The organism is uncultured Roseovarius sp. (genome assembly GCF_947489715.1).
GTDB lineage: Bacteria > Pseudomonadota > Alphaproteobacteria > Rhodobacterales > Rhodobacteraceae > Roseovarius.
The window spans coordinates 381308-406707 of the sequence record NZ_CANLER010000001.1 but is presented as its reverse complement, the minus strand read 5'-3'; the positions used below and the strand labels follow the sequence as shown (position 1 = coordinate 406707).

Annotated in this window: 26 protein-coding genes; 12 read left to right on the top strand and 14 right to left on the bottom strand. The window is 58.8% G+C overall.

Annotated features, from left to right (window positions below):
* Nucleotides 1-2 precede the first annotated feature (2 nt).
* Nucleotides 3-1379, bottom strand: coding sequence for a Trk system potassium transporter TrkA (trkA, locus tag Q1B27_RS01955; RefSeq protein WP_299842814.1), 1377 nt, complete (start codon nucleotides 1377-1379; stop codon nucleotides 3-5).
* Between the two features lie 112 nt (nucleotides 1380-1491).
* On the opposite strand from trkA, the gene Q1B27_RS01950 reads away from it, so the two are divergent.
* Nucleotides 1492-1968 carry a hypothetical protein gene (locus tag Q1B27_RS01950; protein WP_299842811.1) on the top strand — a complete coding sequence of 159 codons (477 nt, stop codon included), beginning with the start codon at nucleotides 1492-1494 and terminating at the stop codon, nucleotides 1966-1968.
* Between the two features lie 325 nt (nucleotides 1969-2293).
* Here Q1B27_RS01950 and Q1B27_RS01945 read toward each other — a convergent pair whose 3' ends face one another.
* The 5 genes from Q1B27_RS01945 to dusB form a co-directional block, all read right to left on the bottom strand.
* A complete protein-coding gene (locus Q1B27_RS01945; protein WP_299842808.1) occupies nucleotides 2294-3715 on the bottom strand; it encodes a sigma-54 dependent transcriptional regulator in 1422 nt (473 codons plus the stop codon).
* 7 nt (nucleotides 3716-3722) lie between these two features.
* Nucleotides 3723-5927, bottom strand: coding sequence for a PAS domain-containing sensor histidine kinase (locus Q1B27_RS01940; RefSeq protein ID WP_299844836.1), 2205 nt, complete (start codon nucleotides 5925-5927; stop codon nucleotides 3723-3725).
* A 153-nt stretch (nucleotides 5928-6080) separates the two neighbouring features.
* Nucleotides 6081-7442 carry a response regulator gene (locus Q1B27_RS01935; protein ID WP_299842805.1) on the bottom strand — a complete coding sequence of 454 codons (1362 nt, stop codon included), beginning with the start codon at nucleotides 7440-7442 and terminating at the stop codon, nucleotides 6081-6083.
* On the bottom strand, nucleotides 7442-8509 hold the full coding sequence (locus Q1B27_RS01930; RefSeq protein WP_299842802.1) for an ATP-binding protein: 1068 nt from the start codon (nucleotides 8507-8509) through the stop codon (nucleotides 7442-7444). The genes Q1B27_RS01935 and Q1B27_RS01930 overlap by 1 nt, the downstream gene beginning before the upstream one ends.
* Nucleotides 8506-9489, bottom strand: a complete 984-nt coding sequence (dusB, locus tag Q1B27_RS01925; protein WP_299842800.1) for a tRNA dihydrouridine synthase DusB — start codon at nucleotides 9487-9489, stop codon at nucleotides 8506-8508. The genes Q1B27_RS01930 and dusB overlap by 4 nt, the downstream gene beginning before the upstream one ends.
* A gap of 170 nt (nucleotides 9490-9659) precedes the next feature.
* Here dusB and Q1B27_RS01920 point away from each other — a divergent pair, with 170 nt between their 5' ends.
* The 4 genes from Q1B27_RS01920 (at nucleotide 9660) to Q1B27_RS01905 (ending at nucleotide 13094) form a co-directional block, all read left to right on the top strand.
* Nucleotides 9660-10790, top strand: a complete 1131-nt coding sequence (locus tag Q1B27_RS01920; protein WP_299842797.1) for a bifunctional 2-C-methyl-D-erythritol 4-phosphate cytidylyltransferase/2-C-methyl-D-erythritol 2,4-cyclodiphosphate synthase — start codon at nucleotides 9660-9662, stop codon at nucleotides 10788-10790.
* Nucleotides 10787-11287, top strand: a complete 501-nt coding sequence (locus Q1B27_RS01915) for a phosphatidylglycerophosphatase A (RefSeq protein WP_299842794.1) — start codon at nucleotides 10787-10789, stop codon at nucleotides 11285-11287. The genes Q1B27_RS01920 and Q1B27_RS01915 overlap by 4 nt, the downstream gene beginning before the upstream one ends.
* Nucleotides 11284-11754 carry a CinA family protein gene (locus tag Q1B27_RS01910; protein ID WP_299842792.1) on the top strand — a complete coding sequence of 157 codons (471 nt, stop codon included), beginning with the start codon at nucleotides 11284-11286 and terminating at the stop codon, nucleotides 11752-11754. Before Q1B27_RS01915 ends, Q1B27_RS01910 begins: the two co-directional genes overlap by 4 nt.
* Before the next feature lie 161 nt (nucleotides 11755-11915).
* Nucleotides 11916-13094 carry an ammonium transporter gene (locus tag Q1B27_RS01905; RefSeq protein ID WP_299842789.1) on the top strand — a complete coding sequence of 393 codons (1179 nt, stop codon included), beginning with the start codon at nucleotides 11916-11918 and terminating at the stop codon, nucleotides 13092-13094.
* A 48-nt stretch (nucleotides 13095-13142) separates the two neighbouring features.
* Here the strand turns inward: Q1B27_RS01905 and Q1B27_RS01900 are convergent, their stop codons facing one another.
* Both Q1B27_RS01900 and Q1B27_RS01895 read right to left on the bottom strand, forming a co-directional pair.
* Nucleotides 13143-14432, bottom strand: coding sequence for an MmgE/PrpD family protein (locus Q1B27_RS01900; protein WP_367181318.1), 1290 nt, complete (start codon nucleotides 14430-14432; stop codon nucleotides 13143-13145).
* Nucleotides 14433-14449: 17 nt separating this feature from the next.
* On the bottom strand, nucleotides 14450-14911 hold the full coding sequence (locus tag Q1B27_RS01895) for a type II toxin-antitoxin system RatA family toxin (protein ID WP_299842786.1): 462 nt from the start codon (nucleotides 14909-14911) through the stop codon (nucleotides 14450-14452).
* Nucleotides 14912-15000: 89 nt separating this feature from the next.
* Between Q1B27_RS01895 and hpt the strand changes: the two genes are divergently transcribed.
* From hpt to Q1B27_RS01875, 4 genes are all read left to right on the top strand, one after another.
* Entirely contained in the window at nucleotides 15001-15543 is a 543-nt protein-coding gene (gene hpt / locus Q1B27_RS01890; protein ID WP_299842783.1) for a hypoxanthine phosphoribosyltransferase, read from the top strand.
* Nucleotides 15540-15719 (top strand): hypothetical protein, encoded by a 180-nt coding sequence (locus tag Q1B27_RS01885; protein WP_299842781.1) that lies wholly within the window; start codon nucleotides 15540-15542, stop codon nucleotides 15717-15719. The genes hpt and Q1B27_RS01885 overlap by 4 nt, the downstream gene beginning before the upstream one ends.
* Nucleotides 15707-15832 carry an NAD(P)-binding protein gene (locus tag Q1B27_RS01880; RefSeq protein ID WP_299842779.1) on the top strand — a complete coding sequence of 42 codons (126 nt, stop codon included), beginning with the start codon at nucleotides 15707-15709 and terminating at the stop codon, nucleotides 15830-15832. The genes Q1B27_RS01885 and Q1B27_RS01880 overlap by 13 nt, the downstream gene beginning before the upstream one ends.
* Before the next feature lie 70 nt (nucleotides 15833-15902).
* Nucleotides 15903-16238, top strand: a complete 336-nt coding sequence (locus Q1B27_RS01875; RefSeq protein WP_299842776.1) for a GMC oxidoreductase — start codon at nucleotides 15903-15905, stop codon at nucleotides 16236-16238.
* On the opposite strand, the gene Q1B27_RS01870 is transcribed toward Q1B27_RS01875, so the two are convergent.
* From Q1B27_RS01870 to Q1B27_RS01860, 3 genes are read right to left on the bottom strand one after another with little or no spacing between them, the layout of a single operon-like run.
* The gene (locus Q1B27_RS01870; RefSeq protein WP_299842774.1) at nucleotides 16235-16762 is read right to left on the bottom strand and encodes a gamma carbonic anhydrase family protein; all 528 of its coding nucleotides are present in this window, start codon (nucleotides 16760-16762) and stop codon (nucleotides 16235-16237) included. The genes Q1B27_RS01875 and Q1B27_RS01870 overlap by 4 nt on opposite strands.
* Nucleotides 16759-17400 carry a guanylate kinase gene (gene gmk, locus Q1B27_RS01865; protein WP_299842771.1) on the bottom strand — a complete coding sequence of 214 codons (642 nt, stop codon included), beginning with the start codon at nucleotides 17398-17400 and terminating at the stop codon, nucleotides 16759-16761. Before gmk ends, Q1B27_RS01870 begins: the two co-directional genes overlap by 4 nt.
* Before the next feature lie 9 nt (nucleotides 17401-17409).
* The gene (locus Q1B27_RS01860; RefSeq protein WP_299844830.1) at nucleotides 17410-18288 is read right to left on the bottom strand and encodes a YicC/YloC family endoribonuclease; all 879 of its coding nucleotides are present in this window, start codon (nucleotides 18286-18288) and stop codon (nucleotides 17410-17412) included.
* 222 nt (nucleotides 18289-18510) lie between these two features.
* Here Q1B27_RS01860 and Q1B27_RS01855 point away from each other — a divergent pair, with 222 nt between their 5' ends.
* A complete protein-coding gene (locus Q1B27_RS01855; RefSeq protein WP_299842770.1) occupies nucleotides 18511-19197 on the top strand; it encodes a PAS domain-containing protein in 687 nt (228 codons plus the stop codon).
* 40 nt (nucleotides 19198-19237) lie between these two features.
* On the opposite strand, the gene Q1B27_RS01850 is transcribed toward Q1B27_RS01855, so the two are convergent.
* Entirely contained in the window at nucleotides 19238-20608 is a 1371-nt protein-coding gene (locus Q1B27_RS01850; protein WP_299842767.1) for a class II 3-deoxy-7-phosphoheptulonate synthase, read from the bottom strand.
* A gap of 169 nt (nucleotides 20609-20777) precedes the next feature.
* Here Q1B27_RS01850 and Q1B27_RS01845 point away from each other — a divergent pair, with 169 nt between their 5' ends.
* Entirely contained in the window at nucleotides 20778-21779 is a 1002-nt protein-coding gene (locus tag Q1B27_RS01845; protein WP_299842764.1) for a GlxA family transcriptional regulator, read from the top strand.
* A 2-nt stretch (nucleotides 21780-21781) separates the two neighbouring features.
* Here the strand turns inward: Q1B27_RS01845 and Q1B27_RS01840 are convergent, their stop codons facing one another.
* Entirely contained in the window at nucleotides 21782-22888 is a 1107-nt protein-coding gene (locus tag Q1B27_RS01840; RefSeq protein ID WP_299842761.1) for a PQQ-dependent sugar dehydrogenase, read from the bottom strand.
* Between the two features lie 144 nt (nucleotides 22889-23032).
* Here Q1B27_RS01840 and Q1B27_RS01835 point away from each other — a divergent pair, with 144 nt between their 5' ends.
* Complete coding sequence (locus Q1B27_RS01835) at nucleotides 23033-23431, top strand: hypothetical protein (protein WP_299842758.1); 399 nt, start codon at nucleotides 23033-23035, stop codon at nucleotides 23429-23431.
* A gap of 25 nt (nucleotides 23432-23456) precedes the next feature.
* Here Q1B27_RS01835 and dxs read toward each other — a convergent pair whose 3' ends face one another.
* A complete protein-coding gene (gene dxs, locus Q1B27_RS01830; protein WP_299842755.1) occupies nucleotides 23457-25385 on the bottom strand; it encodes a 1-deoxy-D-xylulose-5-phosphate synthase in 1929 nt (642 codons plus the stop codon).
* Nucleotides 25386-25400 lie beyond the last annotated feature (15 nt).

The following is a 25400-nucleotide window of genomic DNA, read 5'->3' as shown; positions in this document are numbered from 1 at the left end:
GATCAGAAGAAATCGATCGAGACCTGAAGCAACTGCTCGACCATCGGCACGTCAGATGCCAGCGCAAACAGCACGATCACGTCGCCCGCCTCGATCCGCAAACCGCCGGTCGGCTTCAGGATCTCACCTTCCTTCAGCACGCCCCCCACCAGCACGCCTTCGGGGAAATCAATGTCGCGAATAGCCGATCCGGCAATGTTCGAGGTCGACATGACCTCGGCCTCGATCACTTCCGCCTCGGCATCGCCGATGGAATAGACACCGCGCACCTTGCCGTGCCGGATATGGCGCAGGATCGAACTGACGGTGGTGGCGCGCGGATTGATATGCGCGTCGATGCCCAGCGGGCCCATCAGCGGCACTAGCGTCGGGTCGTTGATCAACGATATGGCAAAGGGGCAACCTTCGGCCTTGGCGCGCACGGCGGCCAGCATGTTGACCTTGTCGTCATCCGTCACCGCCAGCACCGCATCGGCGCGCGAAATCCCTGCCTCTTTCAACAAAGACGCGTCCAGACCGTCGCCATTCAGCACGATGGTACGTTCCAGCGCATCGGCGGCCAATTCGGCGCATTTGCGGCTGTGCTCGATCATCTTGACCCGCACGCGCCCGCCCAGCTCTTCCAGGGCGCGCGCCACCGCCAGACCGATATTACCGCCACCCACGATCACCAGCCGCTCTTGCTTGACCTCGGACTTGCCAAAAACCTCCAGCGTCCTGGGAATATCCTCGACCGGGGCAAAAACATAACATTCGTCACCCACGAACAACTGATCACCCGCCTCGGGCGCGAACAGCCGCCCCTCGCGGCGCACCGCTAGCACGACCACCCTGAGGGTCGAAAACAGGTCGCTCAGCTGCCTGAGCGGGGTGTTGACCACCGGGCAGTCCTCTTCCAGGCGCAATCCCATCAACTGCGCCTTGCCGTTCAGAAATGTATCGGTGTCAAAGGCCGCCGGGGCCGCCAGCCGTTGCAACGCGGCCTGCGCCACCTCGCGTTCGGGGCTGATCACCACGTCGATGGGCATGTGATCGCGCCGGTAAAGATCGGAATAGATCGCGTCCAGATAGGACTGGCTGCGCAGCCGCGCCACCTTGCGCGAAATCGCAAAGACCGAATGCGCCACCTGACAGGTGACCATGTTCACCTCGTCGGAATAGGTGGCGGCGATGATCATGTCGGCATCGCGCGCACCCGCACGATCCAGAATGTCGGGATATGAGGCGAAACCGGTTATACCCTGCACGTCCAATGTGTCGGTTGCCCGGCGCACCAGATCGGGGTTATTATCCACCACCGTGACATCGTTGTTTTCGCCAGACAGATGGCGGGCGATCTGCCAGCCTACCTGACCAGCACCGCAGATGATGACCTTCATACGTCTTGCCTCATCCTCTCTGAGGGTGTTGCATGACAGAAGGAAAATGCATGGTCAATTGCTTTGTCCCGGTTTCGCGCTGTAATCATGATACCAACATATGAGTAACCACATGAAACACCTTGGAAAAATCACGCTGGCGGCCAGCTTTTTTCTGACCTCCTGCGCGCCATTGCAGATCTTTTACAAGGAAGGTGAAACCGTTGCCCGCATGGAACGCGACCAGACGACCTGTGAGGTGTCGGCGCTCAGGCAGGTGCCTACGGACATCCGTTCGCGCTATATTCCACCGGTTTACGAACCCTATCAGTACTGTCACGGCTACGGGCATTGCTATTGGCGCCATCAGCTTATCTCGCCGGGGCGCTACGAACGCTATGATGCCAATGAGGGGCTGCGCAGCAAGGTCTCAGATCAGTGCATGGCCGATCAGGGCTACGCCCGAGCAAAAATAAAGCGCTGTGATACGGCCACAACGCGCGCCACCCGCTTGCGGGCAACGCAGGTTCTGCCCCCGCTCACAGCGCAATCCTGCGCGATCCGTCTGAAGTCCGGTCGTTGGAAGATTGTCACCCCCGGCGCCGAATAGACTGAGCCGAACGAAAAAGAAAAAACTACCAACGGGGTATGTCGTCTATTCAAACGTTATGCCACCCGACACAAAATTGCCGTGGCCAGATGTTTAAATCCGTGAGTGGTGACGTGGAAACCGTACCGAGAGTAATTTTTTCCTTCTTCAAAAACGACTTATCAAATTCAATTCAGGCATCGCAAAGATTGCCATTCCGTTAATATAAGCAAAAATTGTGCGTCCACACAAATTGTACTTATGGATAGGTTACTACTTTAAGGCGAGTTGGTCAAAGCCTAAATAATGACCTCTGGGTTAATGTATTCCGGCCTTTTTGCCGTTTTCATGTCTCCGCCGGTTCGGTTTCTTCGGAATCGTTGACATGCGCCACTCGGTTTCCGGCCTTGGCGCTGGTCACCACGCCCAGAGATTTAAGCTTGCGGTGCAGGGCGCTGCGCTCCATCCCGACGAATTCGGCGGTGCGGCTGATATTGCCGCCAAACCGGTTGATCTGGGTCAGCAGATACTCTCGCTCGAACGCCTCGCGCGCCTCGCGCAACGGCAATGTCGCGATCGAACCTGACAGCACCACGCGCCCCTCTTCGGGTGCCGCATCGCTCTCGCCGGGCAGTTCACGCACCTCGATCTCGTCCGAATCGTCGCCCAGAATCAGCACGCGCTCCATCACATTGCGCAATTGCCGTACATTCCCCGGCCAGCTCATCGTCTGCAACAAGGCCCCCGCCTCGCTGCTCAGCCGGCGCATCGGCAGGCCCTGTGTCCGGTTGAACATCTCGATGAAATAGGCCGCCAGCTGCGGAATATCCTCTCGCCGCTCTTCCAGCGACGGCACGGCAATCGGCACGACGTTGAGGCGATGATAGAGCTCGCGGCGGAACCTTTCAGAGGCGATTTCAGCCTCAAGATCGCGGTTGGTAGAGGATATCACCCGCAGATCGACCTCGATTTTCTCGGAACCGCCAACCCGCAGGAACGTCTGATCCACCAGCACCCGCAGGATTTTCGATTGCGTGCCGGGCGGCATATCCGCCACCTCGTCGAAATAGATCACCCCGCCATTGGCCTCTTCCAAAAGGCCCGGCTCCACGCCCCGGTCCTCGCCCTCGCGGCCAAACAGCACCTCTTCCATACGGTCGGATTCGATTGATGCGCAGCCGACACTCACAAACGGCCCGTCGGCGCGGTTCGAATTGGCATGGATATAGCGCGCCGCCAGTTCCTTGCCACAGCCCGCGGGTCCGGTCAGCATCACCCGGCCATTGGATTTGGTCACCTTGTCCAGCTGGCTGACCAGCGTGCGGAAGGCCGCGCTGTCTCCCAGCATGTCCGCAGGCGCCGTATCGCGTCGCTTCAATTCGGTGTTTTCGCGCCTCAGACGGCTGGTTTCCATGCCGCGTCGGATCACCACCATCAACTGGTCGATGTTGAAGGGCTTTTCGATGAAATCATAAGCGCCCTGCTTGATCGCCGCGACCGCGATCTCGATATTCCCGTGGCCCGAGATGATCACCACCGGCACTTCCGGGTAATCACGTTTGACCGCCTTCAGGATATCGATCCCATCCATATTGCTGTCTTTCAGCCAGATATCGAGGATCAGCAGCGCCGGTTGGCTGTCGGCAATCGCGCTCATCGCGTCGTCGGAATTGCCGGCCAGCCGGGTCCCGTACCCCTCGTCTTCCAGAATGTCCGCGATCAGTTCACGAATGTCCCGTTCGTCGTCGACTATCAGAATATCGCTCATTTTATCCTCATACCGCCTGTTGTTCTTGTGGTTGGGTTCCGACCGCCCGCATCAGCGGTAGTCGAATCACGGCCATCGCACCGGGCCGCGCGTTTTTGGTGAATGGCTCGGCATCGTCCAGTTCCAGCGTGCCGCCATGTTCTTCGATGATCTTCTTGACGATCGGCAGGCCCAGACCGGTGCCTTTTTCCCGCGTCGTCACATAGGGTTCAAACAGCCTGCTGCGATCCTCGGGCAGGCCGATGCCATTGTCGGAAATCCGCAGAACCGCCACGTCATCCTCGATGGCACTGCTGATGCGGATCATTGGCGTGTGGTCTTCGGGTTTTCCTTTTTCATAAAGGCTTTCAATGGCTTCCCCGGCATTCTTCATCAGATTTGTCAGCGCCTGACTGATCATGGTCGCATCTACCTCGGCCCACAGATCATCCTCGCAGAAATCGGTCTCGAACCGCACATTGGGCTGCCCGCTTTCCTGCAACAGCGCCGCCTCACGGATCAACCGGCTCAGGCTTTCATCCTTGGTTTCAGGTTCGGGCATCCGCGCAAATTTCGAGAATTCATCGACAATCCGGCGCAGATCATTTGTCTGGCGCACCACAACGTCGGTCAACTGCTCCAGGCTGGCGGCATTCTCTTCGTCCAGTTGCTTCGAGAATTTGCGCTTGATTCGCTCCGCCGATAGCTGAATGGGCGTCAGCGGGTTCTTGATCTCATGGGCGATCCGCCGGGCCACGTCGCCCCAGGCCGCCATCCGCTGCGCCGCAACCAGATCGGTCACATCGTCAAAGGCCACAACATAGCCCTCGCGCTTGCCCTCTTCGTTCAAACGCTTCGACATCCGCACCAGCAGGTTCTCCTGCCGCTTGCCGCGCGATACCTTGATCTCTTCCTGCACAAAACCCGTGGCACTACCGCGCAGCCGCTCAAAAAGCGCGTCAAACTCGGGCACTGCTACGCTCAGCGACAGCGATTGCTGATCTTCGTGCCAATCCAGCAGTCTTTCCGCCGCGCGGTTCACAAAGGTCACGCGCCCGCGCGCATCCAGCCCGACCACACCGGACGAGACTGATCCAAGCACGGAATCAAACAGCCGCCTGCGCCGTTCAATCTGCTGGGTGTTGGCCAAAAGCTTGTTGCGCTGGCCCTTCAATTGCTTGGTCATCTGGTTGAAATAGGTGCTCAGCTGCGCGATCTCGTCATCGCCCTCTTCCTCGCGCACCTGGGTGTCCAGATCGCCCTCACCCACGCGCTGTGCTGCCAGTGTCAGCCGCCCGACGGGGCGCGACAGGCGCTCGGCGAAAAGCATGCCCAACCAGACGGCGGCAAGGATAAGGATCAGGGCAAAGCCCAGATAAACAAGGCCAAACTCAAACAGCACCCGGCCGCGCTCGGTCTCACGTTGCTTGTAGAACCTTGCGGTTTCCTGGGTTTCATCCAGCAGGTTCAGAATGGCGCCATCCACGTTGCGGCTGACATAAAGCAGCCGGTCCGGGATCGCCTCCAGCGGCATCAGCACGCGGAATTCGTTATTATCCCAGTCCTGAATGACCAGCAGGCCCTGATCCAGCGCCGCGGCAATCGCCTGCGGTGTCGGTTGTTCATAATCAAAGAGGTAGGAGCGTTCGCCGCGCGATCGCAGCTCGCCGGTGCCGTCAATCACGAATGCCTCGCGCAGCCCGCGCTGGATTTTCTGCTGACCTTCGGACAGGACCTTGCGGATGTCGCCATCATCCATGAACACCGTCGCGCGCTTGGTCGCATTGATGAACGACGCCAACACCCGCGCATCGGTGATCAGGTCGCGCCGGTGTTCGTCCTCATAGGCTTGCGCGGCGGCGACCGAACTGTCGACAACCCCGCCCACCCGGTCGGAAAACCACGCCTCAAGCCCCATATTCACGCTGAGTGTTGCAAAGACCGCCACGGTGACCGTCGGCAGCAGCGCCATGATCGCGAAAACCCAGGTCAGGCGGATATGCAACTTTGATCCGGCAGAGCGTTTGCGCCGGTCTGCCACCATCCGCACGACGCGCTGCAAAACCAGGGCGGCGACTATGATCACGTAGATCAGGTCGGCCAGCATCACGATGCGCAGCACATTCGAGGATGCACCCCGATCCAACGGCCCCATCACCAGGAAGGTCATGAGCGCCAGAACCGGCCCCAGCACGACCAGGCCAAAGGTCGCAACATTCTGAACCCTGCGCATACGGCGCAGACGGCTCAGGCTTTCCCAGCTAATCCTGCGTGTCCGCGTTGCCACGGGCTGCCCTCATTTGATGGGGGTGATACTGCCACGCCCCGCTACATATGGTGGCCAAGCAGGCGACTGCCCCTTATCGGCCACAACTATGTTGCAGTTTTACATCAACTTGCGGCGTCGTGTCACGCGAATATCAAGCTCTGTTATCTTCTTCCGTAGCGTATTTCTGTTGATCCCCAACAAATCGGCACACTTAGCCTGATTTCCGCCGGTGGCATCCAGTGCAATTTCAATCAGAGGCAGTTCGATTTCCCGCAGTATTCGCGCATAAAGGCCCGATGGTGGCAGCATATCACCGTGCAAATCGAAGTAGCGCTGCAAATGACGCCCCACTGATTCCGACAGGCTTTCGCTGTCATTCTGCCCCAGAATCGGTTGTGCGGCGGGCTGCGTGCTCAGCAACGCTTCGACCTCGGCGCGGGTCACGATCTCGGATTGTGCGGTCAGCGCGATCCGGCGCACCGCGTTCTCCAGCTGCCGCACATTGCCCGGCCAGATATAGCCGCGCATCAGCTCCATCGCCTCGTCGGACAGTGATCGCGCGCCCATCCCGTCGCGCTCGGCACGAGCCAGGAAATGCGCTGCCAGCAGCGGGATGTCATCCACCCGGTCGCACAGCGCCGGCACGTCGATCACCGCGCCACCCAGGCGGTAGTATAGATCCTCGCGCAGCCCGGCCTCCTGTATCGCGGCGGCCCCGCTGATCTGGGTGGTCGCCATGAACCTTGGCTGATCCTCGCCCGGGGCGTCCAGCATCCGCACCACCCGGCCTTGGGCATCGGCGTCCAGATCGCCGATCTCTTCCAGCACAAGGGTGCCGCCGCGCGCCCGCGCCATCAATCGGCTTGGCCCTTCCAGATCAACGAGATCGCCTGGGGTAACCGTGACCAACGGCATGCTGCGCCGGTCACTGAAATCATGGATCGTGCGCGCGATCAGGCTTTTGCCGGTGCCCGAGGCACCACTGATCAGCACCGGCAGATCGGTATTCATCACCCGCGCCACCACCCGGTATAGCGCCTGCATCGCCGGTGTCCGACCGATCAGCGGCAACTCCTCGGGGGCCTCGGGCAGCTCGGTCGCTTTCGCCGCCCGGGTCGCGCCTTCCATCGCGCGCGCCGTCCGCTTCATCAAATCCGGCAGGTCAAACGGCTTCGGCAGATAATCATAGGCCTCCGCCTCGTTGGCCTTGATCGCGGTCATGATCGTGTTCTGCGCCGAGATCACGATCACCGGCAGCCCGGGCCGGTCACGGGCGATCTTGGGCAGCATCTCCAGCCCGTTACCATCGGGCATCATCACATCGCTGATCACCACATCGCCCTTGCCCTCACCGACCCAACGCATCAGCGTCGTCAGGCTCGAGGTGGCATGCACCTTGCACCCTGCCCGCGTCAGCGCCTGGGTCAGCACCGTCCGGATCGTGCGATCATCATCGGCCACCAATACCGTGCCATCCATCAGCCGTCTCCCTTTTGATCCGCGCGCGCCAGCGAAATGCGGAACACCGTCCGCCCCGGTGCCGAGGTCACCGAAATCCACCCGCCATGGTCAGAAATGATCTTGGCCGCCAGCGCCAGCCCCAGCCCAGTGCCGTTTTCGCGCCCCGACACAAACGGCTCGAACACCTCTCCGGCAATTTCGTCGGGCAGGCCCGGCCCGTCATCCTCGATCTCGATCTGCAGCGGCAGCGACCGCCCCGGCCCGTCGCCCTGCCGCACCCTCAGCGAAGGTTCGTAATAGCTGCGCAGTATGATCCTGCCACTGCCCTCGCCCGCCGCCTCGGCCGCGTTCTTCAGCAGGTTCAGCACCACTTGCAGCAACTGGTCCGGATCGGCCTGCGCCAGCGGCAGCGACGGGTCATATTCCTCAAGCACCTGCATCCGCGCGGCAAAGCCCACGATCGCCGACCGGCGCGCCCGGTCCAGCACATCATGCAAGTTCACCGGCTGCAGATCCGGCGCGCTGACATTGCCGAATTGTTCGACCTGATCCAGCAGCCCGACGATGCGGCGGCTTTCGCTGACAATCAGATCGGTCAGTTCCAGATCATCCGCCTTCAGTCCCATCGACAACAGCTGCGCTGCCCCGGTGATGCCCGCCAGCGGGTTCTTGATCTCATGCGCCAGCATTTCGGCCATGCCGATCGCCGACCGCGCCGCCGACTTGACCGAGGTGTTCTGCGTCATCCGCCCGGCCAGTTCACGCGGTGAGATCAGCAGCAGCATCACTCCCGGCGCGCCATTTAGCGGTGCGATCTGCAGATTGCACTGCATCGGCGCGCGGTCCCCGGTGCCCACATCCACATCGTTGACGAACAGCGGTGCATCATGGGCCCGGGCCCGCTGCAACGCGTCCTCCAGAGGCGCATCCACCGCCAGCCTGTCCCAGACCGGCTGGTCCAGAACCGCCCGCGCCGAGGACATCAGGAACCCCTCCGCCGCCGGGTTGATCCGTGTGATCCGGTCCTCGGCGTCCAGCATCAGCGCCGGCACGGGTAACGAGGTCCAGATCGCGTCATCGCTCATGCCGCCGCCCTCTCGCGATCCGCCAGCGCCTCGGGGATTAGGCGCAACACCTCCGCCACGTCGCGACAGGTCAGCAGCCGCTTGCGCATCGCCACGCCGGTGCCCGCATCGTCCAGATACCAGCCCAGATGCTTGCGCCCCACCCGGTTGCCCAGCTCGGCCCCGTAAAACGCGATCATCTCCTCATAATGCCCACAGACCAGATCGGCCAATGCCGCGCCGTGCGGGATGATCGGCGCGGGGCCACCGCTCAACGCCTGTGCCACTTCGGCCAGCTTCCAGGGCCGCCCCTGCGCGCCGCGCCCGATCATCACACCATCGGCCCCTGACAGGCGCAGCGCTTCGCGCGCGCTGGCCACGTCGACGATATCCCCATTGGCGATGACCGGGATGTTCACTGCCTCTTTCACGGCGCGGATCGCGGCCCAATCCGCATGGCCCTTGTAGAACTGACAGCGGGTGCGTCCGTGGATGGTGATCATCCGAATGCCCGCCTCTTCCGCCCGCCGCGCCAGGTCGGGCGCATTCAGCAGCGCGTAATCCCAACCCAGCCGGGTTTTCAGCGTCACCGGTACGCTGACCGCGCCCACCACCGCCTCGATCAGGCTCAGCGCATGGTCCAGGTCCTTCATCAAGGCCGACCCGCTCGCTCCCGCGCCACTGGCACTGGTCACCTTCTTGGCAGGGCACCCCATGTTGATGTCAATGATCCGCGCGCCATTCGCTTCGACCAGCCGCGCCGCCTCGGCCATCCAATGCGCCTCGCGCCCGGCCAGCTGCACCGCCGTGTTGGCGATGCCAAACCCCAGTTCGGCCTTTTCCCGCACGCCGGGCTTGGCCTGCACCATTTCCTGGCTGGCGATCATCTCGCTCACCACCAGACCGGCACCGAACCGCGACACCAGCGTACGAAACGGCAGGTCGGTGATTCCCGCCAGCGGCGCCAGCAAAACAGCCGGGGAATTCGCAGTTTTTGTCACGGGCAACGCCAAATGCCTAATCCTTGTGCAGCGGCACCGTTCTACGCAGAAACCCAATGTTAAACAATGTTTGCAGGGGTGAAATCGACCTGCCGCGGAGCAAATTGCCTATTTTTTAGGCAACTATGCCCACCATTGCGCTTATTCACATCGCGCCGTAATCAGAGGGCATGAGAACCGCCGCCATCATCGTCGCCGCCGGTCGCGGCACCCGCGCCGGGGGCGATCTGCCCAAGCAATGGCAGGTCGTGGCCGGAAAGCGGGTGATCGACTGGACGGTCGATGCCTTCCTGAACGCCGCCGGGATCGACAGTATCGTGGTGGTCCTGCATCCCGACGATCTCGACCGTTTCGCGCCAACCGACCGGGTCGAGGTTACGACAGGCGGTGCCACCCGGGTCGCCTCGGTGCTGAGCGGGCTGGAGTTTCTCGACGGGTCCGACGTGACTCATGTGCTGATCCACGACGTCGCGCGAATGTGTACACAATCCGCGTACATTGTTTACACTGTTGCAACTCTGGAAACCCGCACCGCCGTCGCTCCGGCCCTGCCGGTCACCGACGCGCTCTGGCATGGCGCGGATGGCACGGTCAGCGGCACCCAGGACCGCACCGGTCTTTATCGTGCGCAAACACCGCAAGGCTTTGTTTTCAAAGATATTCTTGCGGCCCACCGCGCCTACCAGGGCGATGCCGCCGATGATGTCGAGGTCGCCCGTGCCGCCGGGATCGAGGTGACGATCATTGACGGCGACGAGAATAACCTCAAGATCACCACGCCCGAGGATTTCGTACGGGCCGAAAAAATATTGCAAGGTCAAATGGATATACGCACAGGCTCAGGTTACGATGTCCACCGTTTCGGCCCCGGGGACCACGTGGTTCTCTGCGGCGTGAAACTGCCCCATGATCGCGGGCTTCAAGGACATTCAGATGCAGATGTTGGCATGCACGCGCTCACCGACGCCATATATGGTGCAATGGCAGCGGGTGATATCGGGCGGCATTTCCCCCCGTCCGATCCCCAGTGGAAAGGTGCCGAAAGCCATATTTTCCTGCGGCACGCCTCTGATCTGGCGACGGAAAAAGGGTTTAAAATCAGCAGCATGGACGTCACCCTGATCTGCGAACACCCCAAGATCGGGCACCATGCCGATGCCATGCGGCAGACCCTTTCAGACATCACATCCGTGGAAATTGATCGCATCTCGGTCAAGGCCACCACGTCCGAGCGACTCGGCTTCACCGGTCGGGGCGAAGGGATCGCGGCCCAGGCCATCGCCACGCTGGTGCGATCATGAGCATGCTAACCCATTCGATTGCAACGTTTTTCTGGGTCGGCCACTTGCGCCCGGCCCCTGGCACCTGGGGCTCCCTTGCGGCGTTACCGGTGGGCTGGCTGCTGCATATGATCGGGGGCACGCCCCTGTTGATCATCGGCATTCTGGTGGCGTTTGCATCAGGTTGGTGGGCTACCTCTCTGGAAACAAAGGGAAAAGGAGATCACGACCCGTCCGAGATCGTGATTGATGAGGTTGCGGGCCAGTGGATCGCCATCCTGCCCCTGTCGCTTGGCGCCTCCCATGTCGATGCAGATATCCTAAGTCTTTGGCCCGGTTGGATTTCTGCCTTCCTGCTCTTCCGTCTCTTCGACATTCTCAAGCCCGGCCCCATCGGCTGGGCCGACCGCCGTGGCGATGCCTTGGGCGTCATGCTCGACGACATCATCGCCGGTGTTTTCGCCGCCATCGGCGTCGCCCTTCTGGCCGGCGCGGCACATGGGATACTGGCGATATGAACATCGCTGACCTGCTGCAAAAAGCTCGCGAAAAGGGGCTGAGATTTGCCACGGCCGAAAGCTGCACCGGTGGCATGGTCGCGGCCGCTCTGACCGATATTCCGGGATCATCGGACGTGGTTGAATGTGGCTTCGTAACCTATTCAAATAACGCAAAAATTCACATGCTGGGCGTATCCCCCACAACGCTAGAAACCCATGGCGCGGTGGCCGAGGAAACCGCCTTTGAAATGGCCCGGGGCGCATTGAAAAATGCCGCCGTGGACATCGCCGTTTCCATTACCGGCATCGCCGGACCCGGCGGATCGGAATTCAAACCCGAGGGCCGTGTCTGTTTCGGTATTGCCACCAAAACCAGCGCCACGGCACATACTGTCGAATTCGGCGCCCTTGGCCGCAGCAGGGTCCGCGACGCCAGCACCGAACATGCGCTGAAATTGCTGGCAGAGGCGACAGACCAACTCTGACGCAAAATTAGGCATCCACATCAAATCCGCCTAATTCCGGTGCATTTTCCGGTATTTCTGACCTCTTTGCCGGCAAATTACCCCTGATTTCTTTCTAACGCTCTGAAATTTGGCTTTCTCACCCGCGAAATGTCCAAAATCTCAGCACAGAGGAAAGAGATATGAACGGAGCAGACACAGCCTGGATCATCGTCGCCACGGCACTTGTCTTATTCATGACCCTCCCCGGCCTGGCACTTTTCTACGGTGGCCTCGTGCGCGCCCGAAACGTGCTCAGCGTTTTCATGCAGTGTTACGCGATTGCCTGTCTGATGAGCGTCCTATGGTTTGCCTTTGGCTATTCGATTGCCTTCGGCGATGGCGGCGCGGTCTGGGGCGGTCTAGGCAAGGCGTTCCTGTCCGGCATTACTGCCGACACGCTGTCCGGCAGCTTGCCCGAGGTTCTGTTCTTTGCGTTCCAGATGACCTTTGCGATCATCACGCCTGCGCTGATAGTGGGGGCCTATGTCGAGCGTATTGGTTTTGGGTTTGTTCTTATGTTTTCAGGGCTTTGGATGCTGCTGTGCTATGCGCCCGTCACCCATTGGATCTGGGGCGGCGGCTTTCTAGCAGATGGCGGCATCTTTGGCGAAACCGGTGTCCGGGATTTCGCGGGCGGCATCGTTGTGCATGAGACCGCGGGCCTTGCGGCGTTGATCATCGCCGTCTTCCTCGGCCCTCGCAAAAACCGCACAACGCCGCCGCACAGCCCCGGCTTCGTGATGATTGGCGCAGCGATGCTCTGGGTGGGGTGGTTCGGCTTCAACGGTGGCTCGCAACTGGCTGCGGATGGTGGTGCTGCGATGGCGCTGACCGTCACGCATATCTCGGCCGCCACCGCCTCGCTTTCCTGGGCGCTGTGGGAACGGATCAAGTTTGGCAAGGCGTCCCTTGTGGGCATGGTGACGGGCACCATCGCGGGGCTGGCGTCAATCACACCCGCCAGTGGCTTTGTCGGCCCGGTTGAAGCGCTGATTATTGGCGCGGTCGCCGGTATCCTGTGCCAGGAGGCCGTCATCACGATCCGCGAAAAGCTACAGATCGACGACACGCTGGATGTCTTTGCCGTTCACGGTGTCGGCGGTATCTTCGGCACGATCATGATCGCGGCATTCGGCGCCGGAAACTGGGCGGCGCAGCTGGGATCGCTTGTAATCGTTGGGGTTTTCACCTGCATCGTCACGATTGTGCTGGTCAAATTGGTCGGTCTTCTGACGCCTCTGCGGGTGGATCTCGAGACGGAAACCAACGGTCTGGACCTCGAAGTTCACGGCGAACGGGCATATGACATGACAAGCTGAACAATCGCGATGCATCGGCAAGCGGCGGGTCCGATCACGGACCCGTTTTCAGTTGGATATAGCACTTGCAATCGTATCGGGCGGGGCGGCGTCAGAGATCATTCGCCAGAGCTTTTCGGCCCTGTCCAGCCCGATCAGCGCAGTGGCTTTGGCCCGTAAACGCACCTCGCGATCAGCATAGGGCAGCGGCGCATCCAGATCGTGCGTCAGTTCGTGTTTCGTCCCATGAATGGTGTGCAGAACCACATGCGCCTGCATTTCACTGAGCGTTTCCTGCGCCGACACCCTAACCCTGTCGCGCAGCGCAACCAGCGACTCATCCCGGCAAAGGCGGTCATTGAAGCTGTCCGGCAAGCTGGTGTCATACCCCGCCAGGCGCATCGCGGCGGTCAGCCGATAGCTGAACTTGGCCTCCAGACCGGTTTTCGGAACCTCGATGTTACAGACAGACAGCCATCGGGAATGGGTCATGATTTCAACACGATCGATGTCATGAACAGGAATGCCGATTTGTGGCGTCAGCGCCTCAAGCATCGCATGCAGCCCGTGGCAACAGGCGTGAAACTTGTGGCTAACGGTTTCAAAGAGCCAGCTTTGTCCCAGCCCGTCCCAGGCGCTTTCGCTGCCTTCGCCGTGATGTGTCGGGCCAAACCCTTGCAGGCCGTCAAGCGCATCGTCCCTGCTGACAAAACCGCGCTGCGCCAGCAACGCGGCCTCAACCCCGTTGGCAGCGGCGATGCCGGCGTTCATCGGCTTGCCCATCGTCCCGAATTGCGATTTGAGCCCAGACGCACGGGTCGAAACCAGACCAAGCGCCAAGACGGTCTGTGCCAGATCCAAGCCTAGCAAACGACAGGCAGACAGGCAGGCCCCGAAGGCCCCGGCGGTCGCGGTTTGGTGAAATCCGGCCTGATAATGCGCGCGCCCCAACCACAGGCCCACCCGGATCGAGGCTTCGGCACCAATCAGAGCCGCCTCCTGCAACGCTTGCCCCGACGCGTTGCAAAGCTGCGCGGTCGCCAGAGCAGCTGGGAGCACGGCAACCGATGGGTGGCCGATATGGGCAAAATGGGTGTCGTCGTAATCGAGCGCATGGCTTGTTGCGCCATTGACCAGTGCCGCGGCGCGGGCCGGAATGCGCACATTGCTTCCGATCAGCGCAGCCTGGGGCGCGCCGCCTTCCTCAACCGCCTGATCCCGCAGAATTTTTGCCACGGGTTCATCACGGCCAGCCACCCCGACCGCACACCAATCCAGCAGCGACAGGCGCATCACATCCATCGCCGGTCGGGGCAGGCTTTGGATGGCCGAAAACTCTGCCAGTCGTTGCGCGATCAACAATGAAACCCCTTCGTTCAGGCCGATGCGTGCGGTCCGTGCAATTGCCGTGCCCGGTCCTCGAAGGCACGCACGATACGCTGCATCGCCTCGTAAAAGAAAAGCCCCGCTGCTTTTTGCAGCAGGCGATTGCGAAACTCGAAATCAACAAAGAACGATATGTCGCAACCATTTTCGGCCTCGGCAAATGCCCAGTTCGATTTCATGTATTTGAACGGCCCGTCCAGATATTCCGTGTCGATTTTGAGATCATCAGGCCACAGCACCACCCGGCTGCGAAATCGCTCGCGGAAGAGTTTGAAACTGATCACCAGATCGGCATCCATCACCTGTGATCCGTCATCCTGCGGGGTCACCGATCGCACCCTGGCGGCGGCTGTCCAGGGCAGGAATTCAGGGTAGCGCGCAACATCCGCCACCAGATCATACATCTGCCGGGCTTCAAACGGTAAGTGGCGTGTCTCGGAATGGGTGGGCATGGGACTTGTGAACTTTGGGATTGCGAATTTTTGGCGTGACAGTAGCGCGCTATTTCATAGACTGGCAGCAAAAGTGCAAGGGGTGTGTCATGCCGGATCGTCCATATGTGATCGACCAGATGATCTCGGCCAAATCAATCGCGGCGCGGATCGAGGCGCTGGCGGATGAGATCAAAGCCGACTTCTCGGATTGCGACCAATTGGTGGTGGTTGGGCTGTTGCGCGGCTCTTTCGTGTTCATCGCCGATCTGGTGCGCGAACTGGACATGAATGTCGAAGTCGATTTTCTGGAAACCTCATCCTACGGCAACGCCATGGAAAGCAGCCGCGAGGTGCGTATTCTCAAAGATATCCGAGGCGAGATCGAGGGTCGCGACGTGCTGGTTGTCGAGGACATCGTGGATACCGGCCATACGCTGGCGCATGTGCTGCACCTGTTACAAAGCCGTCATCCGCGCAAGCTGCGCACCATCGCGCTGCTGGACAAGCCATCGAGGCGCGAGGCAGATATCAAAGCCGATTGGACGGGTTTTGAGATACCCGATGAATTCGTGGTCGGTTACGGGATCGACTATGCCCAGAGAAACCGGAATCTGCCCTGTATCGGCAAGGTGCGGTTCACCGATACATGAGCTACCGCTGGATTCTGCGGATGAAGCGGTTGGTGCAAAACCCGCCAAGCGAAGGTCGCGTGAAACTGGTGCTGGGGATCATACTGCTTTGCATCCTTCTCTATTTGGCCGAGCGCTTCATCGGCTGGCCGGATTTCATGACTAGTGAGCCGTTGGGAAGGCGTTGGAAACCCTGAATGACGGCGCCGGATCGGCAGGCTGCGTGATGGCAGAAGCGCTGAGCCGGTATGGGCGGCACGAGGTATTGCTGCTTGAGGCCGCGCCCGCAGACCGCAAAGCGCCCCGCTGATGTTCTTTGGTTACCTCAGTGACCGGCGCAACATCGCAGAGATGACAGAGGGCGTTCATCACGCGCGCGAATGGTGGCGCAACCAGCCTTTTATGCGTTTCGCGAAGATGAGATGTCGCCGGGAGGCGACCTGACATCGGATAGCGAGATCGACACCCTGCTGCGCGCCCGGGTCGAGACTGCCTTTCATCCCTCCTGCACCTGCAAGATGCGGCATGACGACATGTCGGTCGTGGATACGGAGTTGAAACTTCACGGCCTGGACGGGCTGCGAGTTGTTGATGCATCGGTGCTGCCCGAGATTACCAGTGCCAACCTCAACGCCCCGGTCATGATGATCGCCGCGCGGGCCGCGGATTATATCCTGGGCACGCCACAGTTGTGGCCCTTTGATCCGCAGGGTTAGAGCGCCTTGATCCCCTCGCGAAATCTGCGCATCCGCTGCTGGTAGTGCAGCGCGCTTTTCTTCAGCCCCTCGATGGCTTGCGCATCCAGTTCCCGAACCACTTTGCCGGGCACGCCCATCACCAGCGAACCATCGGGGATCTGCTTGCCCTCGGTGATCAGCGCACCTGCACCGATCAGGCAGTTACTGCCGATTCGGGCGCCGTTCAGCACCGTGGCCCCCATGCCGATCAGGGTGTTATCGCCCAGAATACAGCCATGCAGCATCGCCTTGTGGCCAATGGTGCAGCCCGCACCGATGGTCAGCGGGTAGCCCATATCGGTGTGCATGACCGTATTTTCCTGCACGTTGGTGCCTGCGCCGATGGTAATGACCTCGTTGTCGCCACGCAGCGTGCTGCCAAACCAGACAGAGGTTGCCGATTCCAAGACTACCTTGCCGATCACATGGGCGCCGGGGGCGACCCAGAAATCCTGATCCTCGGGTGTCTGCGGGTGATGACCGTCCAGTGCGTAAAGCGTCATTGCATGCCCTCAAATTCGCTATGAAGTCTCTTTACATGCGCGTTGAGGCCCGGTTGTTGGATGCGCTTCAGCCGCGCCGCTGTGACGATGCTTTTCAGCTTTGCATCGGTTTCATCAAGATCATCGTTGATCAGCACATAATCGTACTCCGCCCAATGGCTGATCTCATCCCAACTTTTGCGCATACGTTTGGCAATCACCTCGGCGCTATCCTGTCCGCGACTTTCCAGTCGGCGATGCAACTCCTTGATCGAGGGGGGCAGTATGAAGATCGACAACGTATGCTGGCCCAGAACAGAGTTCTGGATTTGCTGCGCGCCCTGCCAGTCGATGTCAAAGAGGACATCACGCCCCTTGTCGATTGCCTCCTGCACCGGGCCACGGGGGGAGCCATAAAAATTGCCGAAGACATGGGCATGTTCCAGCATCCCGCCATCTGCCACGTCACGTTGAAAAGTCTGTTCAGTTAAGAAATGGTAATCATACCCATCCACTTCTCCCTCACGCGGGGTGCGCGTGGTGGCCGAGACCGAAAACTCGACGGTCGGATCCCAATCGCGCAACCGCCGCGACAGGGTGGATTTGCCAGCACCCGACGGCGATGACAGAATGATCAGCAAGCCGCGTCGATTGGTCATAAGTGTCCCCTATTCCACATTCTGCACTTGTTCGCGCATCTGGTCGATCACCGTTTTCAGCTCAAGCCCTATCGTTGTCAGTGCGACGGATTGCGCCTTTGAACATATCGTATTGGCTTCGCGGTTGAATTCCTGGCTGAGAAAATCGAGTTTTCGCCCAATCGGAGACCCCGCCGCAAGCAAATCGCGCGCGGCTTTGACATGAGCCGACAGGCGGTCAATCTCTTCCGTGACATCCGCCTTGACCGACAGCATCGCCAGTTCCTGTGCCACACGGGTTTCGTCTGCTCCGTCACTATTTTCCAGCACCCGCACCAATTGCGCGCGCAGATTATCTGCCATCTCAGCTTTTCGCGCATCAGCGGCGGCGGCGGCATCCGACGTCAGCCGGGCAATCGACTGCAACTGTTCATCCAGAACGGCCTCAAGCGCCGAACCTTCTGCCGCACGCATGTTCAGGAAATTTTCAAGAAGGGGTTCCAAATCCACCAGCAGCGCCTTGCACAGCCCGCTTGTATCCTGATCGGCATTGCCAACCTCAAGCACGCCACGGACGGCCAGTACATCCGCCGCATTTGCAGGTGCCAGCGACAGCCCCCTGTCCATTGCCTGTGCCTCGACCTCTGCCATTGCGCCTAGAACGTCATCAAGCTGTCCGGTATTGACCGACAGGCTGCCCGCTTGATCCTCGGATTGAATCCTTAAAGACAGTGCGAGATTGCCGCGCGATACGGCCTTGCCCAAGCGACCACGAATGGCGACTTCAAGCCCTTCGATCCATTCCGGGACGCGTAATCGAAGATCCAGCCCCTTGCCGTTGACGCTCCGCAATTCCCAGGCCCAGGAATAAGCTTCGAACGCTCCTTTACCGGATGCGAAAGCCGTCATTGAGTATAACACGCTGCTCTCCTCATAGATGCCGCACCGTCCTAGCCATTCACCTGAACAGAGGCAAGCATCGCTACCCTAAGCAAGCGTCCCCACGGTTAACCAAGTACAGATTTTTTATGAGCAAAAATGATAAAAATGAGTCATAATTGTCTTAGTCGCGGACAAGTCGGGCTCGAGCGGCTACAATTCAGTAGTGAACTTTGGATCATCGGGTGACATATGCAAGACGAAATCAATTACGGTAAGGCAGCGCTGATGCACAGCGGCACCCGAGGTAAAGAGAAGAGCCTTGCCGCTTTTGTCGCCTATTGGTCCAGCATGCGGAAAGGCCACGATGTGCCGCGCCGCACCGATATCGACCCGCGTGGCATCGAAGCGCTGCTTGAAAACGCCTTCATCGCTGAAAAGATCGCACCGGGACTGGCGCGCTTGCGCATTGCGGGTACCCACCTTAGCGATCTGATGGGGATGGAAGTGCGCGGCATGCCGATCAGCGCGTTGATAGCCCCTGAGCAACGGGATGAACTGGCTGAACTTCTGGTTGAAGTGTTCGACCGTCCGGCAATCGTGAAGATCAACCTTGTTTCACCCGCAGGCGTCGGCCGTCGGAAACTGAAAGGCACTTTGCTGCTTTTGCCGCTGCGCAGTGACTTGGGTGATACTTCGCGCGCTTTGGGCTGTTTTCTGACTGATGGCCTGATTGGTCGAACACCAAGGCGCTTCAATATCACGGGCCATAGTGTTGAGGTTGCCGCCGGGCGTAAGCATGAAGCCGTGCAGAAGTCTGAAAAAGAGGTGCCAGAAAATGGGTTTGCCGAGTCGGGAATGCCATTTCAGGCGGTGCCGCCACAGCACCCAAGTGAGCGGCCATATCTACGGCTCGTACCACCCGGCGAAGAAGAATAATCAAACGCGGCACCTTATTAAGATGCCGTGTTTTGTTCTATCAGATGGCCTGCGCTTCGGCACGAGCATGGCGCAGCGCCGATAACTCCTCAGCCACAAGGAACGCCAATTCAAGCGACTGGCTGGCGTTCAGACGCGGATCACACGCCGTATGATACCGATCTGACAGGTTTTCATCACTGACAGCGCGCACGCCACCGGTACATTCGGTCACGTCCTGTCCGGTCATTTCGAAATGGACACCGCCCGGGATCGTCCCTTCGGCTTTGTGAACACCAAAGAATTCCCGAACCTCGCGCAGAACGCTCTCGAACGGTCGGGTTTTGTACCCCGAAGACGACTTGATCGTGTTGCCGTGCATTGCATCACAAACCCAAACCACGTTTGCGCCCTCTTCTTGCACGGTCTTGACCAGACGCGGCAGATGTTCAGCCACATTGCCTGCGCCAAACCGCGCAATAAGGGTCAGCCTCCCGGCTTCATTTTGCGGGTTCAGCTTGGTCATCAACTGCTTCAGATCATCAGATGTCATCGACGGCCCGCATTTAAGCCCGATCGGATTCTGAACACCGCGGCAGAATTCCACATGCGCGCCATCAGGCTGTCGCGTTCGGTCACCGATCCAGATCATGTGACCGGACCCTGCAAGCCATTTGCCCGATGTGGAATCGAGCCGCGTCAGCGCTTCTTCGTATTCCAGCAGCAGGCTTTCGTGACTGGTGTAGAAGTCAACCGTCTGCAACGTATGGGCGCGGTCACTGTCCACACCCGCCGCTTTCATGAAATCAAGCGCGTTGCTGATATTGTTCGCCATCTCGCGGTAGCGGGAAGCTTTTTCACTTTCCGTGAAGCCTAGTGTCCAGGAATGGACCTGATGCACATCCGCATAGCCACCAGTAGAAAACGCCCGCAACAAGTTCAGCGTCGCAGCAGCCTGGGTATAGGCCTGCAACATTTTTTCGGGGTCCGGGCTACGTGCTTCGGGCGTGAAGGCCAGTTCATTGATGATGTCACCACGGTAGCTGGGCAGTTCGACACCATTCACCACTTCTGTGGGCGCGCTGCGCGGTTTGGCGAATTGTCCCGCCATCCGACCAACTTTCACAACCGGTACTTTGGCGCCATAGGTCAGCACCATAGCCATTTGCAGCATGACCTTGAATGTATCGCGGATTGCGTCGGCACTGAATTGTTCAAAGCTTTCGGCACAATCGCCGCCTTGCAACAAAAACGCCTCACCACGGGATGCCGCACCAAGCTGTGCTTTCAGCCGTCGCGCTTCGCCTGCAAATACCAGCGGAGGATATTGCGAAAGCTTGGATTCCACCCTGTTCAGGGCTGCACCGTTGGTATACTCGGGCATCTGAACCCGCGGTTTCGCGCGCCAATCAGATTTTTGCCACTCAGTCATCGTCTTTCTCCGCTTTCAGACTTCGAGACCCGTCTATACTAAACAGACCCCCAAGACGCCATATAGTCAGTTAACGAATTTTCGCAATTTTCCATCCCAGTTCTTGTCATTTGCAACAGATTGATAAATGAGGCCAAACTGGAAGCCAGAAAATAGGGATTCGGACGCAATGCAGCCGGAAACAGCCAAGACAACCGAAAGGACCGCCAAAGCGCCCCGTCGCTTCGTTTTTGTGCTGTTAGACAACTTTACATTGCTTTGCTTCTCGGCCGCTGTTGAAAGCCTGCGGATTGCCAACAGAATGGCGGATGAAACGCTGTATGAATGGGTTCTGGCCGGCGAAGGCGGTGAGACGATATCATGTTCGGCCGGGGCAGAATTCAAGTTGGACATAGATCTGAATGAATTGCGGCGCGATGATGTTGTCATGATTTGCGGCGGCATCAACGTTCAAGCGGCAACCACCAAGAAAGTTCTTAACTGGCTTCGGCGCGAGGCACGGCGCGGCCTCAAGGTAGCCGGGCTTTGCACGGCGGCCTACACGGTGGCCAAAGCCGGTTTGCTGGATGGTAAGCGCGCGACGATACATTGGGAAAATCACGACAGTTTCCTTGAGGAATTCGAAGATGTCGAGCTAACGAAATCGGTTTTTGTCGTCGATGGCAATCGAATGACGACAGCCGGTGGCACTTCTTCGATTGACTTGATGCTGAAGATCATTGCCGATGATCATGGTGAAAAGCTGGCCAATTCCGTTGCGGATCAGTTGATCTATTCGTCGATCCGCACGGATCAGGATACTCAGCGGCTTAGCGTGCCCACTCGCATTGGCGTGCGTCACCCCAAACTGAGCCAGGTCATCCAGATGATGGAAAGCAATATCGAGGAGCCTATCAGCCCCTCGGTGCTGGCCAAGGATGTCGGCATGTCCACGCGTCAGCTTGAACGACTGTTCCGGCGTTATCTGAACCGCAGCCCCAAGCGCTACTACATGGAATTGCGCCTGCAAAAAGCGCGGAACCTGCTGATGCAAACGGATATGACAGTCATCAACGTCGCCTTGGCCTGCGGTTTTGCCTCACCCTCGCATTTTTCAAAATGCTACCGCGCGCATTACAATACGACGCCCTATCGCGAACGTGGTGCCCAATCCGCGCGGCTTTCAGTCTGATTTCAGGGCTTTGGCGACATGCGGAATAGTGCGCCTTGCCCGACACTAAGGAACCAAATTGAACCATCGGGCGCCTCACGAATATCACGCACCCGCGCCGTTTCATTAGATTTTAACTGCTCGACCTCATCAAGCGGTTGACCCTCCAATCGGGCGATGTAGTCGAACTTGAGTGACCCGACAAAAATGTCCCCCTTCCATTCAGACCAAAGCCTACCGGAATAGATCATCATTCCAGAAGGTGCGATTGACGGATCCCAGTAATATTGCGGTTGCTCCATACCCTGTTTCGTCGTGCCCTCACCGATCTTGCCGCCGGTGTAGTGCCGTCCGTAAGAGATCACTGGCCAACCATAATTGGCTCCTTTGCGGACAAGATTCACCTCGTCTCCTCCGCGGGCGCCATGCTCGTTGACCCACAGCATGCCATCCTGATCAAGCGTAGCCCCCTGCGGATTACGGTGCCCATAAGACCAGATTTCCGGCTGTGCATCCTCTACGCCGACAAATGGGTTATCTGATGGAACGCTGCCATCCCGGTTGATCCGAATGACCGAGCCATTTTCACGCGCAAGGTCCTGAGCAGAGGGGCGATCCCCTCGCTCGCCTATTGTCACGAACAGTTTCCCGTCGGGCGCTTCAACGATCCGGCTACCAAAATGCCTGCCGCCTGATGATCCCTCTGTCATTTCGAACAGATCCTGCCAATCCAACAATCTCTGCCCGTTCTCCGACAACCGCGCGACGGCCAGCGCAGTGCCAGACCCACTGTCCTGCGCCTTGGAATAGGTCAGGAATACTTGACGCGTCGTAGCAAAATCACGCGGGATCATAACATCAAGCAGCCCGCCCTGCCCCGACGACACGACTTCTGGCACTCCCCTCACTTGATGTTGCCCGCTGGTTGTATGCCGCCAAAGCGTGCCCCAGCGTTCTGTGATCAGAACGGTGCCGTCCGGCAGGAAACCAAAACTCCAGGGCTCATCAAATCCTTCCGCCATCTTGGTGATGCTGAGATCACCCTGACTGCTCTCGAACGCAAGCGCAGGGACAACGCCAACCAACGCAAATGTACTCAGCAAGAAAATTCTAAGTTTTCGCAGTGTCATCGGTTCAAAACCTTTAGGAAGCAACCAGAGCATTATCGATGCGACCAACATTCTAGTGTGTTGCGAGCGTCGCTAGCATTTAATGTAGGTTGAGCACATGCGGGCAGCAATGGATGGGCAAAATTGTTAAAAGACAGCTTTCGAATGGTATTGAGAAAGATAAATGGTTGCTTTTTGCTAGTTCTGACGGCTTTGGTGGCCACCCCAGCAGAAGCAATTGTTGATCGAATTGCGGAATGCAGTGTCAAGAATTCCGATATTGCAATCAATTTAGAAAACAAGAAGGTACGGCTATCTCAAGGCGCTAAACTAAAGCTGAAGTTTCGGCATTTTGGTAGCAATTGCATGCCCGTTTTCATCACGGTCCCTAGCGGAGAACAAATCGTTGCATGCAGCGGCTTTGTAATTGGCCAGGCCAAAAAGGGTCCGAAAGATGTCGTCACACTCGGTGTTAAAAGCGCCGTTTGGACGCATATACTCTCCCAAAACCCCGAGAGAAAAATTGAAATTTCGCTTGATTGCCTGGACCTGAAACTTTTCTAGGAAAGGTCATGCAAGCGGGAAACACTCAGGCGCGCCGGTCACCTATCTGAGCAATATCGAGCACTTCAAGCACCTTCGCCTCGATCTCTTTCGCGTCCAACCCGGCGGTTTGATACATGGCTTCGGGACTGGCCTGATCAATGAAAATATCCGGCAGCACCATCGACCGGAATTTGAAACCTGCATCGAAAACGCCGTTTTCCGCGAACAATTGCGCCACGTGGCTGCCAAACCCTCCAATCGCACCTTCCTCGATGGTGATCAATGCATCGTGCTCCGCAGCAAGTGTCAGGATCATCTCTTCATCCAGCGGCTTGGCAAAACGCGCATCGGCAATTGTTGGGGTTAACCCGCGAGCGCTTAACGCTTCGGCGGCTTTCTGCACCTCGCCCAGACGGGTGCCGAATGACAAAAGCGCGACACGCGCACCCTTGGCGATAATTCGGCCTTTGCCGATCTTAAGAACCTCGCCATTTTCGGGCATCTCGACACCCTGCCCCTCGCCGCGCGGATAGCGAAATGCTATCGGCCCACTATCATGTGCCGCTGCGGTCGCAACCATATGAACCAATTCTGCTTCGTCTGCCGCGGCCATCACTACGAAACCCGGCAAGTTGGCCAGATATGCAATGTCATAGCTGCCAGCATGTGTAGCGCCGTCGGCCCCTACCAGACCGGCCCTGTCGATGGCGAACCGCACCGGCAGACGCTGAATGGCCACGTCATGCACAACCTGATCGTATCCGCGTTGGAGGAAGGTCGAATAAAGCGCGCAGAATGGTTTCATACCGCCTGCGGCTAGACCGGCAGAGAAGGTCACGGCGTGTTGTTCAGCGATGCCCACGTCAAAACAGCGCGAGGGGTAGCGTTCGGCGAACAAATCCAAGCCCGTGCCATCCGGCATCGCCGCCGTGATTGCACAAATCCTTTCATCCTTCGCCGCATGATCCAACAGAGCTTTTGCAAAAACCTTGGTGTAGCTTGGTGCGTTCGAGGGCGCTTTCTTTTGTTCACCGGTCGCCAGATCGAATTTTGCCGTCGCATGACCACCGTCGCGCGCGGCCTCGGCCGGCGCATAGCCCTTGCCCTTCTTGGTTGTCACATGGATCAGGATCGGACCTGTCGCCCGTTGCTGAACCGTGCGCAACACCGGCAGAAGCTGTTCCATATCATGCCCGTCGATCGGACCGACATAGGAAAACCCCAATTCCTCGAACAGTGTCCCGCCGACAGCCATACCCTTGAGCATTTCCTTGGCTCGTCGTGCACCTTCCTGAAACGGTTCAGGCAACAATGATACCGCGCCTTTGGCGGCTGCTTTGATTTCCTGAAACGGCTCTCCAGCGTAGAGCCGCGACAGATAGCTCGACAGCGCGCCAACGGGCGGTGCAATCGACATTTCATTGTCGTTCAGGATCACGATCAGGCGGCGTTTCAGATGGCCCGCATTGTTCATCGCCTCAAAAGCCATGCCAGCACTCATCGCGCCATCGCCAATCACGGCAATCGCATCCCCGTGCCCGGTTTCGCACACACCACCCAGATCTCGAGCCACGGCAAATCCAAGCGCTGCACTGATGGAGGTAGAGCTATGGGCCGCACCAAACGGGTCGTAGGGCGACTCGGACCTCTTGGTGAACCCGCTCAGCCCGTCCTTTTGACGTAATGTGCGTATGCGATCACGCCGTCCGGTCAGAATCTTGTGCGGGTAGCATTGATGGCTAACATCCCAGATGATCTTGTCGCGCGGCGCATCAAAAACGGCATGCAGGGCAACAGTCAACTCAACCACCCCAAGGCCAGCCCCCAGATGTCCGCCGGTTTCAGACACTGCGCTGATCGTTTCAGTCCGCAGCTCATGGGCCAGACGGGTCAATTCGGCATCCGTGAGCCGCTTCAGGTCAGCGGGGCTGTCTACCTGATCCAATAACGGAGTTTCGGGGCGGTTTGGCATAAAGGGCTCACCCAG